The sequence below is a fragment of the Lysobacter sp. K5869 genome, from assembly GCF_018847975.1.
Classification (GTDB): domain Bacteria; phylum Pseudomonadota; class Gammaproteobacteria; order Xanthomonadales; family Xanthomonadaceae; genus Lysobacter.
Window position 1 is genome coordinate 4,902,341 of record NZ_CP072597.1, and the last position, 17,947, is coordinate 4,920,287.

The window sequence follows — 17,947 nt, forward strand, 5'->3', positions numbered from 1 at the left end:
GTCGCCGTTCCGGCGCGAACCTCGCGCTCGCAATTCCAGCGAAAGCTCCCCTACCCGTCATTCCGGCGAAAGCCGGAATCCATTTTGATGTTGCTTTCTCTCTTACGACGATGAGAGCAACGGCAAGGGCAAAATGGATTCCGGCTTTCGCCGGAACGACGGGGGTGGGAGTCGGGGTTTGGGGAAGCAAAGCGGAGCCGCGTCGCCTCGGGCTGTCGCGGCTTACGCCGCTCCTACACGCGGGCCGCAACTACGCAGCCGGCGGCGCCAGACTGAAGCCGACCGTCGTCTGCCCATCGCCGCTGGCCGCGAACACGCTGCCGCCGTGTAGCGACGCGATCGCCTTGACGATCGACAAGCCCAAGCCGTGATGGCGCTCGCCGCGATGCTCGCGCGCCGCGTCGACCCGGTAGAAACGGTCGAACATCCGCGCCAGATGCTGCGGCTCCACGCACTTGCCGACGTTGCGCACCGCCACGCTGGCACCGTTGCCGCAGTCGCCGGCCGCGCCCTCGCCGCCGCGCACTTCCACCACGATCTCCGAGCCCGGCGCGGCGTGCTGGACCGCGTTGTGCAGCAGGTTGGTCATCGCCCGGCGGAACAGCGAGGTATCGATCCAGGCCTCTGCGGCGCCGTCGATGCGCAGCCGCATGCCCGCTTCTTCGAGCAGGAATTCGAGGAATTCGCCGGTCTTGGCCACTTCCGCGGCGAGCGGCACGCAGACCCGGTCCAGCGCGATGTCGCCCTGCCCCGCGCGCGACAGGAACAGCATGTCGTTGACGATGCCGCGCATGCGCTCGAGTTCTTCCAGGTTCGAGGTCAGCACGTCGGTGAGCCGCTGCGCATCGCGCGGGCGTTGCAGCGCGACCTGGGTCTGGCCCATCAGATTGGTCAGCGGCGTGCGCAATTCGTGGGCGACGTCGGCGTTGAACGCGTCCAGACGGGTGTAGGCGGTCTCCAGGCGGTCGAGCGCGCCGTTGAACGCGCCGGTCAGGCGGCCCAGTTCCGGCGGCAGGTCGGTCGGCTGCAGGCGCTGCGAGAGCTTGCTCGGGCTCAGCCGCTGCGCCTCGGCCGACAAGCGCGCGAGCGGGCGCAAGCCGACCCGCGCGATCCAATGCCCCAGCAGCGCCACCATCACCGTGCCGACGATGCCCAGCGCGAACAGCGCCAGCGCGAAGCTGCGCAGCACCGCGCGGTAAGGCTGCGAATCCATGCCGATCCACACCCGCACCGCCGGACGCTCGCCCTTGCCCGGCACCACGTCCTCGAGCACGCGGTACGGCGCCTGACTGTCGGGCAACCACAGCGTGCCCATGCCGTGATCGGCCTTGGTCCGCGCCGCCTCGACTTTGGGCGCGCCCGCGCCGATGCGGAACGCATGATCGTCGCTCCACGCCCAAATCCGCGTGCTGCGGTCGCTGGAGGTCAGGCCTTCGACCTTGTCCTCGACTTTGTACCAACGCTCGCGCAGGTCGCAGACCGCGACGCTGTTGGCGACGTAATGCAGCTTGGTTTCCAGTTCCGCGTGCTGGTAGCGGGCGACCTGATTCTCCAGCAGCTGATACAGAATCCCGCCGACCAGCGCGAACACCAGCAACGCCGCGCCGGCGAACATCGCCGCCAGCCGATGGGCGATCGCCAATTCGCGCCAGGATTTCATGCGCCGGCTCTCCCGCTCGCCGCCTCGTCTTCGTCCTCGCGCGTCTCCAGCACATAGCCCATGCCGCGCACGGTGTGCAGCAGCTTGCTGCGGAACGGGCCGTCGATCTTGGCGCGCAGGCGCTTGATCGCCACTTCCACCACGTTGGTGTTGCTGTCGAAGTTGATGTCCCACACCTGCGCGGCGATCACCGTCTTCGACAGGATCTGGCCGCGGCGCTGCGCCAACAGCGCGAGCAAGGCGAACTCCTTGCCGGTCAGGTCCAGGCGGTTGCCGTCGCGGAACGCGCGGCGCGCGATCAGGTTGATCTGCAGGTCGCCGATGCTCAGCTCGGTCGGCTCCTGCTGGCGCCCGCGCCGCACCAGCGCCTGCAGGCGCGCGAGCAGTTCGATGAAGGAGAACGGCTTGACCAGATAGTCGTCGGCGCCGGCGCCGAGGCCGTGCACGCGGTCGTCGATGCGGTCGCGCGCGGTCAGCATGATCACCGGCGTCTGCTTGCGCAGGCGCAGCTCGCGCAGCACGCTGAAACCGTCGAGCCCGGGCAGCATCACGTCGAGCACGATCACGTCGTAGTCGAACTCGCGCGCCAGATGCAGGCCGGTGTTGCCCTCGCGCGCCACGTCCACGCTCCAGCCTTGCTCAGCCAGCCCGTCGCGCAGGTAGTCGGCGGTCTTGGCTTCGTCTTCGACGATCAACAGCTTCATGGCGATGGGCGTTTGGCGATTGCGGGTCGTGCCGACATCCTAACTCCGCTCAGGCGGCCGCGGGCTGCGCGGCGGGCGCCGGCGCCCGGCGGCGCTCGCGGCGGCCGCGCAGGAACAGCCGGTCCAGGGTCAGGTACACCACCGGCGTGCTGTAAAGCGTCAGCACCTGGCTGATCAGCAAGCCGCCGACCACCGCCACGCCCAGCGGCTGGCGCAGTTCCGAGCCGGTGCCGAAGCCGAGCATCAGCGGGATCGCGCCGAGCAGCGCCGCCAGCGTGGTCATCGCGATGGGCCGGAAGCGGATCAGGCAAGCCTCGTGGATCGCCTCGCGCGGGCTCAGGCCGCGCTGGCGCTGCGCGTCGAGGGCGAAATCGACCAGCAAGATGCCGTTCTTCTTGACGATGCCGATCAGCAGCACGATGCCGATCAAGGCCATGATCGAGAAATCCAGCTTCCACAGCCACAGCATCAGCACCGCGCCGATGCCGGCCGAGGGCAGCGTCGACAGGATCGTCAGCGGATGCACGAAGCTCTCGTAGAGCACGCCGAGGATGATGTAGACCGCCAGCAGCGCGGCCAGGATCAGCAGCGGCTGGGTCGCCAGCGAATCGCGGAAGGCTTGCGCGGTGCCCTGGAAATTGCCGCTCACCGCGGCCGGCAGGCCGATCTCGCGCCCGACTTGCGCGACCGCGTCCACGGCCTGCCCGAGCGCGACGCCGGGCGCGAGGTTGAAGGAAATCGTCACCGCCGGCAGCAGGCCGTTGTGGTTGATCGCCAGCGAGCCGGTGTCCGGCGGCTCCAGCCGCGCCACCGCCGACAGCGGCACCATCTGCCCGGTCAGCGGCGAGCGCAGATGGAAATACGCCAGCGATTCGGCCTTGCCGCGCAGGCGCGGATCGATTTCCAGAATCACTTTGTACTGGTTGGTTTCGGTCTGGAACTGGTTGATCTGGCGCTGGCCGAAGGCGTCGTACAGGGCTTGATCGATATCCGCCGCGCTCAGGCCGAAGCGCGCCGCGGCGGTGCGGTCGATGCTCAGGCGGGTGACGCTGGCGCCGATCTGCTGATCGTTGGACACGTCCCGCAGCAGCGCCGATTCGCGCAGTTTCGCGGTCAGCCGCTCGGCCCACACCGACAGTTCGCGGCTGTCCTGGCTGCGCAGCGCGTATTGGTACTGGGTGCGCGCCGGGCCGACGCCGAGGTTGATGTCCTGCGCCGAGCGCATGTAGATCGCGATCCCCGGCACCGCGGCGAGCTTGGCGCGCATGCGGTCGATGAACTGATCGGCCGACACGTCGCGGTCGCCGCGGTCCTTCAGCGTGAACCACATGCGGCCGTTGCTCATGCTCGGGCTGCCGCCGGTGGCGCCGACGGAGTGGTTGTAGGCCAGCAGCGCCGGGTCTTCGGCGGCGATCTTCGCCAGTTGCCGGTGCTTGGCGACCATTTCGTCGTAAGAGATGTCTTGTGCCGCCTCGGTGGTGGCGAACACGAACGCGGTGTCCTGCGACGGGAAGAACCCCTTGGGAATCCACGCGTAGCCGGCGACCGCGATGGCGACGGTGACGGCGAAACCGGCGAGCACGCTGCGCTGATGGTTCAAGGCCCATTGCAGGCTGCGGTCGTACCGGCGCAGCAAGCGGTCGGAGAAGCTGTCGCGGCCGTGCGCAGGCCGCAGCGGCTTGCGCATCAGCTGCGCCGCCATCATCGGCGCCAGGGTCAGCGAGGCGACGATGGAGATCAGGATCGCCACCGTCACCGTCATCGCGAATTCGGCGAACAAGCGGCCGACCACGCCGCCCATGAACAGCAGCGGGATGAAGGCGGCGATCAGCGACAGGCTGATCGAGACCACGGTGAAGCCGATCTCGCCCGCCCCCTTGAGCGCGGCCTCGACCGGACCCAGCCCGGCCTCGCGGTGGCGGTGGATGTTCTCGACCACGACGATGGCGTCGTCGACCACGAAGCCGACCGCGATCACCAGCGCCACCAGGGTCAGGTTGTTGAGGCTGTAGCCCAGCGCGTACATCGCCGCGAACGTGGCCACCAGCGCGACCACCAGCACCGCGCCGACGATCATCGTCGCCGACAGTTGGCGCAGGAACAGCCCCATCACCAGCACCACCAGGATCACGGTCAGGCCGAGCGTGATCTCGACTTCGTGCAGCGAAGCGCGGATGGTGCGGGTGCGGTCGTTGAGCACCTCCACCCGCACCGTCGCCGGCAGCGAGCGTTGCAGCGTCGGCAACGCGGCCAGCACGCCGTCGGTGGTCTTGATGATGTTGGCGCCGGGCTGGCGGAACACGATCAGCGACACGCCGGGCTCGCCGTTGGGCCAGGACGCGACGTAATCGTTCTCCGCGCCGAGGCCGATCTTGGCGACGTCGCCCAAGCGCACCGGCGCGCCATCGCGATAGGCCACCACCAGTTTTTCGTACTCGCGCGGGTCGAACAATTGATCGTTGGCGTCGAGCGTGCTCATGCGCCGCTCGCCGACCAGCGCGCCCTTGGCTTGATTGACGCTGGCGTTGCGCGCGGCTTGGCGCAGGTCGGCCAAGGTCAGGCCGAGCGCGGCCAGTCGCTCGGGCGCGGCCTGGATGCGGATCGCCGGACGCTGCTGGCCGACCACGTAGACCTCGCCGACGCCGTCGATCTGAGTCAGATTGCGCGCCAGCGCGGTCTCGGCCAGATCGCTCAGCTGCGTCAGCGGCAACTGCGGCGCGCTCATGCCGATCACCAGGATCGGCGAATCGGCCGGATTGACCTTGAACCAGCGCGGCGGCGCGGGCATGTCCGCCGGCAGTTGGCTCTGCGCGGCGTTGAGCGCGGCCTGCACTTCCTGCACCGCGCTGTCGATGTTCTTTTCGAGCACGAACTGCAAGGTGATCGTGGTCTGGCCGAGCGCGCTGGACGAGGTCATCTCGGCCACGCCGGGCACCGCGGTGAGCTGGGTTTCCAGCGGCGTCGCCACCGCCGAGGCCATCGTCTCCGGGCTCGCGCCGGGCAGGTCGGCGAGGATGCGCAAGGTCGGAAAATCCGCCTGCGGCAACGGCGCCACCGGCAGCCGCGGCTGCGCGAATACGCCGAGCAGCACCACCGCGGCGGTCAGCAAGACCGTCGCCACCGGATGGCGCACGAACCAGCCCGACACCGACAAGCGCGAGGCCAGGGGCGCGGACCCGCCGCTCATCGCAGCACCGTCGCGCGCGGCCGCGCCGACGCCACCGCGGCGCCCGGCTTGAGCCGCGATTGGCCGTCGCGGACCACGGTGTCGCCGGGCTTGAGCGCGCCGGCCTCGGCCGCGATCACCGCCAGAGCCGAATCCTGATAGCCCACTTTCACCGGCACCGCCGCGACCTTGCTGTCGGCGCCGACCTTGTAGACGAAGCTGCCCTCGACCCCGCGCTGCACCGCTTCGCTGGCGACGGTGAGCGCGCCGGCATCGCGGCCGGTGCGCACGCGCACGCTGACCAACTGGCCCGGCCACAGCCGGTCGCCGGCGTTGGCGAACACCGCGCGCAGGCGCACCGTGCCGGTGGCTTCGTCGATGCGGTTGTCGATCACTTTGAGCTCGCCTTCGGCCAGCAAGCGGCCGGCGTCGCGGTCCAGCGCCTGCACCGCGACCGCGCCGCCGGCCGTGGCCTGGCGCAGGTTCGGCAGCTGGTCTTGCGACAGCGCGAACACCACCGAGATCGGATCGACTTGTTCGACCGTAACCAAGCCGTCGGCGTCGCTGGCGCGCACCACGTTGCCGGGGTCGACCTTGCGCAGGCCGACCCGCCCGTCGATCGGCGAAAGGATGCGGGTGTAGGACAGTTGCACGCGCGCGGCGTCGATCGAGGCTTGGTTGTCCTGCGCGGTGGCCTGCAACTGCTGCACCGAAGCGGCTTGTTGGTCGAGCATCTGCCGCGCGATCAATTGGCCGCCGGAGAGCTGGCGGAAGCGGGTCAGGTCCGATTGCGCCGCGCTCAGCTGGGCCGCGTCGCGCGCCCGCCGCGCCTGCGCGCCGTCGAGGCCGGCGCGGATCGCGCGGTCGTCGATGCGTGCGAGCAGCTGGCCGCGCTGCACGGTCTGGCCTTCGTGGAACAGCACGTCGGTGAGCACGCCGTCGACTTGGGTGCGCAAGGTCGCGCGGTTGAGCGCGGTGACCGTGCCGATGGTGTCCTGCCAATGCGGCACGTCGCGGCGTTCGACCTGGGCGGTGACCACCGGCACCGGCGGCGGCGCGGCCGGCGGCGCGGCGCCGCGGCTGTCGCTCCAATCGCCCAGCGCCAGCCCGGCGCCGGCGACGACCACGAGACCGGCCGCGGCCAGCGCGCGTTTGCGCAGCCGCGAGGACGGAACGGAAACGGCGGAATCCGGCATGACGGCATCCTTGACGGCGGAGCGGAATGAGGAGAGCGGCGCCCTTGGAGAAAAGCGCCGCCCGCGGCCCGCGAGGGGAGGACGCGGGCCACGGCGAAACTCTAGGAGCGCGGCGCCTACGCCACGCTGTCGTCGGGCTGACAAATTCGACAGTTGGTGTCATGTGGGGCGGCGTGACTTTCGGCCTAGCGGGGCGGCCGGAAGGCAGGAACGAGTGAAGAGGAACGAGGAACGAGTGGCGGCGGCTGGGTTGTCGCGGCGGCTCGCGGCGGGAGCTCGATGTCCGGCCACGCAGCGGCCAGCGCCGACGGAACGACGCGAAAACGAGCGAAGAAGAACGAGCAACGAGTCACAACGACTCGTTCCTCGTTCCTCTTCACTACGTTGCTAACATTGGCGCTCCCGCCAATCAGGAAGCGACCGGCCGCGCATGAACCCTCCGTCCTCGCCCGCTCCGGCTCCGGCCTGGAAGGTCGATGCCGCGTTGATCCTCGACGCGGCCTTCGCCTCCGACGGCCGTCTGAGCGCGTGGGCGCGCTTGCCCGACGCGACCTGGCGCGCGCTCGCGCCGGTGCTGGCCGGGCGCTACGACCGGATCGGCTTCGGTTTCGGGTTCGGCATCCGCGTCGGCGCGGGCAGCGAGGATTTCCTGCGCAGCGGCATCGCCCGCGCGCTCGAGCTCGAGGCGGCCGAGGCGATGCCGGGCCACGCCATCGACGGCCAGCGCTACGACTTGCAGGTGTGCGAGTTCAACGCCTACACCGCTTACCTGCTCGGCCGCACCGTGTTCAACCACTGGAACTGCAACGACGCCGAGCTGTGCGCGGACGATATCTGCTTCTTCCGCGACGGCCGGGTCGAGCTGCTGGCGCAGCCGTGGAATTCGATGCTGCATTTCTTCGCGGTCGAGCACCGCTTCCTGCAGGACGTGGAAGCCGCGCACCCGCGCTTCGCCGGCGCGGTGTACGTGCGCGAGAACGGCGGGCTGCGCGGCGTCTAGGCCGCGCGCGGCTCAGCGCTTGCCGGCGGCGGCCTTGGCCGGCGGCACCAGTTCGATCTGGAACAGGTCCGGCCACAGCTTGCCGGTCACGAACAAACGGTCGCCGGCCGCGTCGTAGGCGATGCCGTTGAGCACGTCGGCGCCGCGGGTGCCGCTGCCGTGTTGGCGCAGCAGGCCGGACAGATCGATCCAGGCGCGCACCTGCCCGGTCTTGGGATCGATGCGGGCGATGCGGTCGGTCTGCCAGACGTTGGCGTAGATCTCGCCCTTGACCCACTCCAACTCGTTGAGCTGATCGACCGCGCGGCCGTGGTCGCTGACCTGGATGCGCGAGCGCTCGCGCAGCGTGGCCGGATCGAGCAGGCGGATCTGCGCGGTGCCGTCGCTCATATACAGCGTGTCGGCCGAACGGGTCAGGCCCCAACCTTCGCCGGGATAGCGGAAGGTGCCGGCGAAGGAGAAATCGGCGCGGTTGAGCACGTAGCCGGCGCCGTTGGTCCAGCTCAGCACCAGCAACTGTTCGCCGCGGTCGGTCATGCCTTCGCCGAACACGTCGTTCGGCAGCGCCGTGCGTTGCAGCACCCGGCCGCTGGCGAGTTCGACCTTGCGCACCGAGGACTGGCCGTTGAGGCCGGTGCTCTCGTACAGATAGCCGTCCTTCCAGATCAGCCCCTGGGTGAAGGCCTGCGGATCGTGCGGGTGGCGCGCGATCACTTTGTAGGAATAGACCGGCGTGGCCGCCGCGTGCGGCGCGGCCGGGGTCGGCGCGCAGGCGCTGGCGAGAACGGCGCTGGCAAAGGCGGCGCCGAGCGCGGCGAGAGCGAGCGGACGCGAGGACGGGCGGCGCTGGGGCATGGGCGGGTTCCTGAAACCGGCCGCCAGAATAGCGCGCGGCGCGGCCGCCGGACCGGCCGGCGGCGATGCGCCGGGGCGCGACGCCTCGCGCCGAGCCGCGCCGAACCTCGGCGAACGCGCCGAACCTGAAGGCCCGCCCCGCCCCCGTCGCACCCCGTGCGACCTGTCCCCGGGTAGAATCCGGGGCTCTGCCCCACCCGGTTGCCAGTTTCAGATGACAGATTCCGTACGTACGGCGTTCCACGGCTTCGAACAGATCCCGCTGCGCGAATACGCCGAACGCGCCTACCTGGACTACTCGATGTACGTGGTCCTGGACCGCGCCCTGCCGTTCCTGGGCGACGGCCTCAAGCCGGTCCAGCGCCGCATCGTCTACGCCATGAGCGAGCTGGGCCTGAACGCCCAGTCCAAGCCGAAGAAGTCGGCGCGCACCGTGGGCGACGTGATCGGCAAATACCATCCGCACGGCGACAGCGCCTGCTACGAAGCGATGGTGTTGATGGCGCAGCCGTTCTCCTACCGCTACCCGCTGGTCGAAGGCCAGGGCAACTTCGGTTCCACCGACGATCCCAAGTCGTTCGCGGCGATGCGTTACACCGAGTCCAAGCTGACCCCGATCGCCGAAGTGCTGCTGGGCGAGCTCGGCCAGGGCACGGTCGACTGGACGCCGAACTTCGACGGCACCCTGGACGAACCGACCTGGATGCCGGCGCGGCTGCCGCACCTGCTGCTCAACGGCACCACCGGCATCGCGGTCGGCATGGCCACCGACGTGCCGCCGCACAATTTGAACGAAGTGGTCAGCGCCTGCGTGCGTCTGCTCGACGATCCCGACGCGACCACGCGCGATCTGTGCGAGCACGTGCTCGGCCCGGACTACCCGACCACGGCCGAGATCATCACCCCGCGCGCCGACCTGCTGCAGATGTACGAAACCGGCCTGGGCAGCGTGCGCGCCCGCGCCGTGTTCGAGAAGGACGGCAGCAACCTGGTCATCACCGCGCTGCCCTACCAGACTTCGCCGAGCAAGGTGATCGAGCAGATCGCCGCGCAGATGCGGGCCAAGAAGCTGCCGTGGCTGGAAGACATCCGCGACGAGTCCGACCACGCCAACCCGACCCGCATCGTGCTGGTGCCGCGCTCCAACCGCGTCGACGCCGATCAGCTGATGGGCCATCTGTTCGCGACCACCGACCTGGAACGCAGCTTCCGCGTCAACTTCAACGTCATCGGCCTCGACGGCCGCCCGCAGGTCAAGGGCCTGAAGGCGTTCCTGAGCGAATGGCTGAGCTTCCGCGCCGACACCGTCACCCGCCGCTTGAACCACCGGCTGGAGAAGGTCGAGCGCCGCCTGCACTTGTTGCAGGGCTTGCTGGTCGCGTTCCTCAACCTCGACGAAGTCATCCGCATCATCCGCACCGAGGACGAACCGCGTCCGGTGCTGATGAAGCGCTTCGACCTCAGCGAGGAACAAACCGACTACATCCTGGAAACCCGCCTGCGGCAGCTGGCGCGGCTGGAAGAGATGAAGATCCGCGGCGAGCAGGCCGAGTTGGAGAAGGAGCGCGAGCAACTGATCGCCACCCTCGCCAGCAAGACCAAGCTCAAGAAGCTGATCAAGGACGAACTGCTGGCCGACGCCAAGAAATTCGGCGACGCCCGCCGCTCGCCGCTGGTCTCGCGCGTCGCCGCGCAAGCGCTGTCGGAAACCGAACTGGTCGCCAGCGAACCGATGACCGTGGTGGTCAGCGAAAAGGGCTGGGTGCGCGCGGCCAAGGGCCACGACATCGACGCCGCCACGCTGAGCTACCGCGAAGGCGACAGCCTGCTCGCCGCCGCGCGCGGCCGCAGCACCCAGCAGGTCGCGTTCCTGGATTCGACCGGGCGCGCGTATTCGACGCTGATCCACAGCCTGCCGTCGGCGCGCGGCAACGGCGAGCCGTTGACGGGTCGGTTCTCCCCCGCCGCGGGCGCTTCGTTCCAGGCGTTGGCCGCGGGCGACAACGACATGCGCTTCGTGCTCGGCAGCAGTCATGGCTACGGTTTCGTGACCCGCTTCGAGAACCTCACCGGCCGCAACAAGGCCGGCAAGGCGATGCTGTCGCTGACCCCGAACGCCAAGGTGCTGCAACCGGCGCAGATCGGCGACGTCGATCAAGACCGCGTAGTCGCGGTGACCAACGTCGGCCACCTGCTCGCGTTCCCGGTGGCCGAACTGCCGGAACTCGATAAGGGCAAGGGCAACAAGATCATCGACATCCCGAAGGCCAAGCTCGGCACCGAGCGCGTGGTCGCGGTGGCGGTGGTGGCGCCGGGGCAGACGCTGAGCGTGAAGTCGGGGGCGCGGACGATGAGTTTGTCGTTCAAGGATCTCGATACGTATCTGGGTGCGCGGGCGACTCGTGGCGGGTTGTTGCCGCGGGGGTGGCAGAAGGTGGAAGGGTTGGCGGTCGAGTAAGGGCCGCCGCCACACCGCGCCTCTCCCCAGCCGTCATTCCGGCGAAAGCCGGAATCCATTTTGATCTTGCTCTGACGCCCTCGGGTGGGAGCATCTATCCACGACGTCAGGCGTTCCAACGAACACATCGAAGTCTCGAAACAACGCCCCGCATCGCGGGGCGTTTCTTTTTTGCGCAAGAAATACAGCACATCGAAAATAATCGATGCGAAGCTATTGACAACGACGTTTGCGCGGAAGCAACCTACACGCGGAGCCTAGAAACTCCTCACATACCGGTATCCACCTCCGAAAGACTTGGTGGTTTTTTTGTGCCTGCGATTTCGCAGGCGCGCTCGGCGTATGCGTCATGCGTCGGGAGGGCGGCTAATACAACACCCGCAAGGGGAATACGCCCGCCGTGTATGTGCGGTTTCTAGCCTCCCGACTTCCCGCCTGCGAATCCTCGCAGGCGGGCCGCATGACTCATGCAATGGAGCGCCGCTTATGCCACGCAAATCCCCGTCCGCCAGCCGCGCGGACAGCGTTGTGCTGCCTCTGGATGCTTACCTGGAACTGCAGAAGTTCCGCGATGAACTGGTGGGTATCGCCGACACTATCGATCCCGTCGCCACACCGCTTCCCGGCGTGCGCAAACCCGAACAATCCCGGCGCCGCGCGCTCGCTCGCGTGTTTCGGCTGTGGGCGCAGCAGATAGAGCGCAGTCTGGTCGCGAGTTGACCGACTGAACACCCTAGCCGGCAAGGCGTCGTAACCACTGAACTGCGCGGCACGCCGCAATCAGCGCCAACAGGAAAAGGCCCCGTTGCCGGGGCCTCAGAGGGCGACAACTCAATCGCCCTTCGTTGCTTCACGCCGATAAATAATCGAACCGGACGGCCTGTCAACATCACGCATGGCGGCCAGTTCGTCTTTGCCTCGCACGAAGATCATCACACCAAATGGAGTTTGGCATTTCGGGCTGTCAATTGATGAGAACACCAGAAAAATCCTGTCGCCTTCAGGCTGATATTCCCACTTGCCGTTCCCATCAATGTAGCCGCCAACTTTCGCAGAGCAAGCCAGATCGGCCGGAAATTCATCGGCCGAAACTTCCTGCGCTTATCGAGAACGATGGAGCTATCCAAGGATGAGTCCGTGCTCTTCCATTCCCCTGCGAAATCATCTGCGGATCCGACTCCACAGCCGGCCAGCGACAAGGAAATGGCGACAGCCCCGACAAAGTATTTCATTTTCTGCACTCGCAATCAGAAAGCACGTCCCGCACAAGCCCAATAAATAATCCAACAAACTCCCGAAAGACATAACAACCTATCACCAAGCGTTCTTCAATTGCGCGAAGACCAGTCATCTGATAACGGGCCCAACGCCGAGATCCGCATGCGACTGACCCTATAAAAGAAAGGCCCCGTTCCGGAGCCTTTCAAGCGTTGAATCAGCCCCCCTTGCCGGGACGTTTGGATTTATCCACCCAATACTTGCCTCTCGCTTGCGCCAGGGGATCTTTAGACTCCAGGAGGTACTTCCCGTAGTTGTCCTGCGACACTTTTCCGCCGTTCTCCGCCGCCATCCTCTCGAAGCACATCATCTTCGCAAAATCGATCTTGCCGAACATAACGGCCAGATTCAGAGCAGCCTCCGCATCGCCGGCAACGGCACGCTTCAGCTGCGCGCTGGAAGCCGGGTCCTTTTTAACAAAATCAGCGATTTCACCAAGCTTAGTGTCGTCGCAGGAGGCTGCCCTTAATTGCCCGCCTCCCTGAGAGGCTGCATACCCCTGACCAATAGAAACACCCAGTAAGACACCTAACGCAATCAGCACTACGCTCGTCACAAATCTCATAGCAGCCTCCATCCGTTAATGTTCATCGAACCTCAAAATTATTTCTTATTTTTCTTTCCCGGATACAGTTCCCACTGAGCACCCGGCCGAGGAGTCGCCTTCGGCGGAATTGAACCTGGGACGGGGTCGCCAATGAAGATCTTGCCGCCCTCCGGATAGCCAACCATGTAACGCGTCCCCTCTACGTCCTCGCCTGAAACACGGGCCAACTCAGAAAGAAAACTCTTTCCATCCGCATCCGGAACGCCAGCCTCACACGCCAGGATGAGAATTTTCTTATACCCACCCTTCCTGTAGTTATCTTTAATCAAATCCCAGACTTCTTGAGCGGAGACCTGCTTTTGGCCGGGACCACGTATAAATTTAGTCCCTGAAACACCATGGGTCGCAATCGCAAAAGCCCCAGGCGGCGGATCATACGCAATCGCACTGTAATAAAATGTTCTTGGAGCCTCGGTCCCGGAGTCATCGACAAACCAACTGACTTGCGCCATCAATCCGAATGGGTCAATCCTGGTAAGCGGACTTGATTCGGCATAGGCAAAGCGGTTAATCCCCCCACCGAGATCCAGAGGATCGCCCTGAACATAACGCCCTGAAACAGCATCGTAGTCCCGAAGGTAGTTGTATACGAGTCCCGATGCACGATCGTAAGCTTGGCCCACGAATCTCATATTGAAGATAAGTTCGACACCATCCTGATCAGGATCTTGATCTGGCGCATCGCTGCCGAAAACTTCACTTTTAGTATCCCATCGCCAGATAGCCACGTTACGATTTGGATCAATTACCCCCCGCGGCGCGCCCAAGTGGTCCGGCTGCACATACTTCAACGACTGCCCGACACCGCTGCCAACCACCAATCCCACCGGCGCATTATCGAACCACACCGCCTGCTGCACCGGCGCCCCAGCACCGTCGTAATCGCCGATCCAATGCCCGGCTTCGTCGTATAGCGTATAGACGCCAACCGCCCCCACCCCGCCGTTCGTCGCCGCAACACGTTCGCCCTTGGCGTTGTAGCGATAGCCCATCGTCACCACGCCGCCCTGCTTGACCTGCTGCATCCGGTCGTTGGCGTTGTAGACGAACTCCCTGGCCGCGCCGCCGATGCTGGTGGTGTTGCCGACCGCGTCGTAACCGCGCGCCACGCCGGCGACGCTGCTCAGGCGATGGCTGTTGGCGGGATAGACGTAGGTGTCGGTGATACCGCCGTGCAACAGGCTCGTGCGGTTGCCGGTCTTGTCGTAACCATAGGTGTCCAACGCGGTCGAACTGGCGCCGTCGCGGGTCACCGTCAGTCGGCCGAGGCTGTCGTAGTCGTACTTGGCTTGATTCGCGCTGAGCAAGCCGTCCTTGAGCTCCACCAGTTCGCCGACGGTGTTGTAGCCGTAGCCCAGCGACAAGCCGCCGCTGGCCGGATCGAACACGGTCTTGGGCCGGTAGTCGAGGTCGTAAGTGCGGCTCAGGTTACGGCCGTTGCCGTAAGTCCAACCGGTGACCGGACCGAACGGTTCGTAAGCGGCATTGTTCAACAATACTGCGCGGGTGCCGCCGTAAGGACGCACGCCGACTTCCTTGATCCGTCCCTGGGCGTTGCGGACGTAATCGACCGTGGTGCCGTCGGGATACGTGGTCGTGTAGAGCTGGCCGGCCATGTTGTAGGCGTAACGCAGGACGAAGCTCTTGCTGTCGACCGTCTGTACCTTGCGCACCACGCGGCCGAAGCGGTCGTAGCAGTACTTGAGCTCGGTGCCTTCGGTGCGCATCGCCGCGAGGCGGCCCTTGGCGAAGGTTTCGCCGGTGGCGCAGACGCCGGGCGCGGTGTCGTAGTCGTACTCGACATCGGCCGGGCCGCTGGCGGTGTAGAAGACCGCCTTCGGACGGTTCAACGCGTCGTAGGTGTAGCGATGGGCGACGGCGTCGTTGGCGTCCTTCTTGGTCGCCAGCGAGCCGGCCGCGTTGTAGGTGTAGTCGGTGACGCCGGTGTCCGGGCTGGTCAGCTTAGTGCGGTCGCCGAAGCCGTTGTACGCGTAGACCGTGTTCAGCCCCTTGGGATCGGTGACCTGGGTGACTTGGTCGAGCGCGTTGTACTGCAGCTTGGTCTCGACGGCGAGGCCGTCGATGTCCTGCAGGGTGCGGTTCAAGCGGTTGAGCGGGTCGTAGAAGTTGTCGGTCTTGCGGCCCAGCGCGTCGGTGACGCGGTCCGGGTTGCCGTTGGCATCGTAGCGGTAGCCGGTGGCGTTCTGCGCGGAGTCCTTGAGGAACTCCAACCGGCTCAGCGTGTTGTAGACCCGCGACAAGGTCTTGCGCAGGGTCGTGCCGCCGGCCTTGATGTCCTCTTGCTTGCGGTTTCCGTCCTTGTCGAGGGTGTAGGTCAGCGTGTTGCCGGCATTGTCGGTGATGCTGGTCAGGCGGTGCCCGGCATCGTAGCCGTAGCGAGTGTAGACGCCGCCCGGCAGCGTGACTTTGCGCACCAATTGAGTCGGCCAGTACTCGATGAGGGTGATCTGGTCGTCGGTCTCGACGCTGTTGTTGGCGCCGCGGACCTTGGTCGCCGTCAACAAGCCGCGCGCGTCGTATTCCAGATCGGTGACCACGCCGTTGGCGTCCAGCGACGACAGCGGCCGGCCCAGCGGGTCGTAGCCGAGGATTTCGGTGGTCTGGCCGAGCGCGTTGGTGACTTTGCGCAAGTCGCCCTTGCGATAAGTGCACAGCGCGGGCTGCGTGGCGCAGGTGCTGTCGTCGCTGCCGAAGTATTGGTAGCTGACGATGTCGCTGACGTCGGTGCGCGGGCCGTCGACGGACTTCAGCAGTCCCAAAGTGGGGCAAGTGCTGTTGGCCGCGGCGACATCGGCCGCCTCGCAGTAAGCGTACGTAGTTGTGCGCACCTCGTTGGTCGTGGTGTCGCGCACGGCGATGCTGGCCGGTTGCAGGCGTACGTTGCGGACAATGCGGGTTTCCCGGTTGCCCGCGCTGGTCAGCACCACTCGGTTGCTGACGATGTCGGTGCGCGATTGGCTGATGCGTTCGTCGGTGAGGCCGGCCGCTTCCTTGACCGTATGAGTCCGCGCCGCCTGGCCGGTGATCGGGTCGTTGGCCTCGCTGTAGCTGTGCACCGTCTGCACGCCGCGCCGGTCCGTCGTGCTGCTCAGGCGGCGACGGAAGTCCGTGGATTCCGGCTGGAACGTACGAGAGAAGACCCCGCGCACATCGGTGAAGGCATTGAGCTTGCGCGGCAGGCCACTCGCCCCGGCGGCGTCCAAGCCATACGTCATAACGTTGCCCAGCGAGTCCGTCACGACGGAGCCGCCGTTTGAGGGATAACTCAAGGTCGCCGAATCGGCGCCATCCGCATGCGTAGTGGATACGACCCGCGCCTTATCGTCGTAGGCGAAGGTGCTGTAACGCTGTCCATCTTCGCGGGTCACGCCGGTCAGGAAGCGCGGATAGCGCGAATCCTCGTAGTGGTAAGTGCGGGTCGCGCCACCGGGATAGGTGACGGTTCCGACCTGCCCGCCCGCGGTGTAAGCGTAGCTGGCGAGCGCGACGCCGGCCGAACGGATCGCCAGGATCGGCGCGTTGTCGCCGCCGGCGCCGTATTCGAACACCAGGCCGCGGCCGCTGCTGTGGGTGATCGTCGCCAGGCGCCGCGACTCGTCATAGCCATACGTCAGCGAAGTGCCGTCTTCCAGACGCTGCTCCACCAGACGGCCGTCGCCATTGAATCTCAGCACCCGGTCCGAACGGTACAACAACCATTGGGCGCCGTCAGCGACGATGCGGTTGCCGCTGCCGTCGCCGGCCTCGTAGGCCGCGCCCACGGCGGTGAACGGAATCTGCGAGCCGTCGGCTTCGATCAAACCCATCTGGAAGGTTTGATTCGAATCCGCCGGGTCGGTGCCCATGGCCAGTTGGATATTGTGCGAGTGCGTCCAGCCGACGCCGAAGCCGGTACGCCCGGCCGACGCCATCGAATGGAAATGGCGCTCGAACGCGATCCAGCCCAGATCGAAGTCGGGCGCGGGCTCGGACTTGTCGCCGGTGGTCGGATCGCAGGGGTTCTTGACCGGACACTCGTTCTTGGGCAGCGGCTTGGTTTCATAAACGATCTGGAAATCCGGCCCGGCGCAAGCTTTCTTTTCCTCGTTCCAAGACAGCACCGAAATCGGGCAGCCCACGGTACGCACGCGGGTCAGGGAACCGCTGACGGAGACCGTTTCGCATTGGCTCCCGGTCCATGCCGATCGCGTCCCGGTGTACTCGCCGTAATCGTGCGTGGAGGTTCTGTTGTCGTCCCACAAGGCTTGCTCGGCCCAATCCGGGGCGATCTGGATCGCCGTGGCGGCTGGGCAGCCCTCCCCCGTGCTTTCCTGATTGAAGCGCGCGGTAATCTGCGCTTTGAGTTCCTCGATGGAACCGACGTCGGGCGCGCCCGACGTGCTGAAATCGTTGTAGATCCACGGGTCGACGACCGGCGGCAGCGGCTCGAAATCGTAGTTGTAAAGCGTCCGGTTGCCGAAGACGACGGCCTTGGTCACCAGCATCTTGGGCTCCACTCCTTCGGTCAGCGTGGAGAGGAAGGTCTTGATTTCCTGCTGCATGCCCGCTTCGGTGCGCTGAGGTTGCGCGGGCACCGAATTGGTCGTCCAAAGCGTGCCGGCCTCCTGGGCTTGGGCGCTGGTGCTGAGCGCTGCTGCGACGCAGACCGCGAGGACGGCCAACATCGGGCGGCGCGGTAAAGCGCGATTTGAAATTCCTTTTCTCATGGACATCACGTTCTCCTTGTGGGGCAGTCAGGTGCCCGGGCTCAGACGACTACGGCCGCGCGGGCGAAACGGTTCGCCTCGTACGGTCAAGAACATTGTTCGAACAAACGACGAAGTGCCCGCGGGCCGCGCAGGGAACCGTGGAGGACCGCCTTCGACGGGAACAAATGACGGGAACTGGTGCTGAGCGATGCCGAGCGCCGCGCTCGATCTCGCAGCGGAGTAGATAACGGCAGGCGGTGAATGCGGCATATGACATATCCGTGTCTGGCGCGAGACGGGCCACTCAGTCCTTG

General features: G+C 66.1%; 11 protein-coding genes. 3 read left to right on the plus strand and 8 right to left on the minus strand.

The features are described 5' to 3' along the window. Positions 1 to 250 precede the first annotated feature (250 nt). From J5226_RS20595 to J5226_RS20610, 4 genes are read right to left on the minus strand one after another with little or no spacing between them, the layout of a single operon-like run. Positions 251 to 1,660: a heavy metal sensor histidine kinase gene (locus J5226_RS20595; protein WP_215836651.1), complete on the minus strand. Its 1,410-nt coding sequence runs from the start codon at positions 1,658 to 1,660 to the stop codon at positions 251 to 253. Continuing rightward, complete coding sequence (locus J5226_RS20600) at positions 1,657 to 2,364, minus strand: heavy metal response regulator transcription factor (RefSeq protein ID WP_215836652.1); 708 nt, start codon at positions 2,362 to 2,364, stop codon at positions 1,657 to 1,659. Before J5226_RS20600 ends, J5226_RS20595 begins: the two co-directional genes overlap by 4 nt. A gap of 49 nt (positions 2,365 to 2,413) precedes the next feature. Continuing rightward, positions 2,414 to 5,551: a multidrug efflux RND transporter permease subunit gene (locus J5226_RS20605; protein WP_215836653.1), complete on the minus strand. Its 3,138-nt coding sequence runs from the start codon at positions 5,549 to 5,551 to the stop codon at positions 2,414 to 2,416. Next, positions 5,548 to 6,726 carry an efflux RND transporter periplasmic adaptor subunit gene (locus tag J5226_RS20610; protein ID WP_215836654.1) on the minus strand — a complete coding sequence of 393 codons (1,179 nt, stop codon included), beginning with the start codon at positions 6,724 to 6,726 and terminating at the stop codon, positions 5,548 to 5,550. Before J5226_RS20610 ends, J5226_RS20605 begins: the two co-directional genes overlap by 4 nt. A gap of 430 nt (positions 6,727 to 7,156) precedes the next feature. On the opposite strand from J5226_RS20610, the gene J5226_RS20615 reads away from it, so the two are divergent. After that, positions 7,157 to 7,726 (plus strand): hypothetical protein, encoded by a 570-nt coding sequence (locus J5226_RS20615; RefSeq protein WP_215836655.1) that lies wholly within the window; start codon positions 7,157 to 7,159, stop codon positions 7,724 to 7,726. Positions 7,727 to 7,738: 12 nt separating this feature from the next. Here J5226_RS20615 and J5226_RS20620 read toward each other — a convergent pair whose 3' ends face one another. Further along, positions 7,739 to 8,581 carry a glutaminyl-peptide cyclotransferase gene (locus J5226_RS20620; RefSeq protein WP_215836656.1) on the minus strand — a complete coding sequence of 281 codons (843 nt, stop codon included), beginning with the start codon at positions 8,579 to 8,581 and terminating at the stop codon, positions 7,739 to 7,741. Between the two features lie 214 nt (positions 8,582 to 8,795). On the opposite strand from J5226_RS20620, the gene parC reads away from it, so the two are divergent. Together parC and J5226_RS20630 are read left to right on the plus strand one after the other, a co-directional pair. After that, positions 8,796 to 11,039 carry a DNA topoisomerase IV subunit A gene (parC, locus tag J5226_RS20625; protein ID WP_215836657.1) on the plus strand — a complete coding sequence of 748 codons (2,244 nt, stop codon included), beginning with the start codon at positions 8,796 to 8,798 and terminating at the stop codon, positions 11,037 to 11,039. Between the two features lie 486 nt (positions 11,040 to 11,525). Then, complete coding sequence (locus J5226_RS20630; protein WP_215836658.1) at positions 11,526 to 11,759, plus strand: hypothetical protein; 234 nt, start codon at positions 11,526 to 11,528, stop codon at positions 11,757 to 11,759. Between the two features lie 212 nt (positions 11,760 to 11,971). Here the strand turns inward: J5226_RS20630 and J5226_RS20635 are convergent, their stop codons facing one another. From J5226_RS20635 to J5226_RS20645, 3 genes are all read right to left on the minus strand, one after another. After that, a complete protein-coding gene (locus J5226_RS20635; protein ID WP_215836659.1) occupies positions 11,972 to 12,271 on the minus strand; it encodes a hypothetical protein in 300 nt (99 codons plus the stop codon). A 203-nt stretch (positions 12,272 to 12,474) separates the two neighbouring features. Then, on the minus strand, positions 12,475 to 12,882 hold the full coding sequence (locus J5226_RS20640; RefSeq protein ID WP_215836660.1) for a hypothetical protein: 408 nt from the start codon (positions 12,880 to 12,882) through the stop codon (positions 12,475 to 12,477). A 38-nt stretch (positions 12,883 to 12,920) separates the two neighbouring features. Next, positions 12,921 to 17,657 (minus strand): RHS repeat-associated core domain-containing protein, encoded by a 4,737-nt coding sequence (locus tag J5226_RS20645; RefSeq protein WP_215836661.1) that lies wholly within the window; start codon positions 17,655 to 17,657, stop codon positions 12,921 to 12,923. Positions 17,658 to 17,947 lie beyond the last annotated feature (290 nt).

Coding starts and splice junctions, on each gene's coding strand:
- J5226_RS20595 (WP_215836651.1), bottom strand. CDS start 1,660: ATGAAATCCTGGCGCGAATTGGCGATCGCCCATCGGCTGGCGGCGATG.
- J5226_RS20615 (WP_215836655.1), top strand. CDS start 7,157: ATGAACCCTCCGTCCTCGCCCGCTCCGGCTCCGGCCTGGAAGGTCGAT.
- J5226_RS20635 (WP_215836659.1), bottom strand. CDS start 12,271: ATGAAATACTTTGTCGGGGCTGTCGCCATTTCCTTGTCGCTGGCCGGC.
- J5226_RS20630 (WP_215836658.1), top strand. CDS start 11,526: ATGCCACGCAAATCCCCGTCCGCCAGCCGCGCGGACAGCGTTGTGCTG.
- J5226_RS20610 (WP_215836654.1), bottom strand. CDS start 6,726: ATGCCGGATTCCGCCGTTTCCGTTCCGTCCTCGCGGCTGCGCAAACGC.
- parC (WP_215836657.1), top strand. CDS start 8,796: ATGACAGATTCCGTACGTACGGCGTTCCACGGCTTCGAACAGATCCCG.
- J5226_RS20600 (WP_215836652.1), bottom strand. CDS start 2,364: ATGAAGCTGTTGATCGTCGAAGACGAAGCCAAGACCGCCGACTACCTG.
- J5226_RS20640 (WP_215836660.1), bottom strand. CDS start 12,882: ATGAGATTTGTGACGAGCGTAGTGCTGATTGCGTTAGGTGTCTTACTG.
- J5226_RS20620 (WP_215836656.1), bottom strand. CDS start 8,581: ATGCCCCAGCGCCGCCCGTCCTCGCGTCCGCTCGCTCTCGCCGCGCTC.
- J5226_RS20605 (WP_215836653.1), bottom strand. CDS start 5,551: ATGAGCGGCGGGTCCGCGCCCCTGGCCTCGCGCTTGTCGGTGTCGGGC.
- J5226_RS20645 (WP_215836661.1), bottom strand. CDS start 17,657: ATGTCCATGAGAAAAGGAATTTCAAATCGCGCTTTACCGCGCCGCCCG.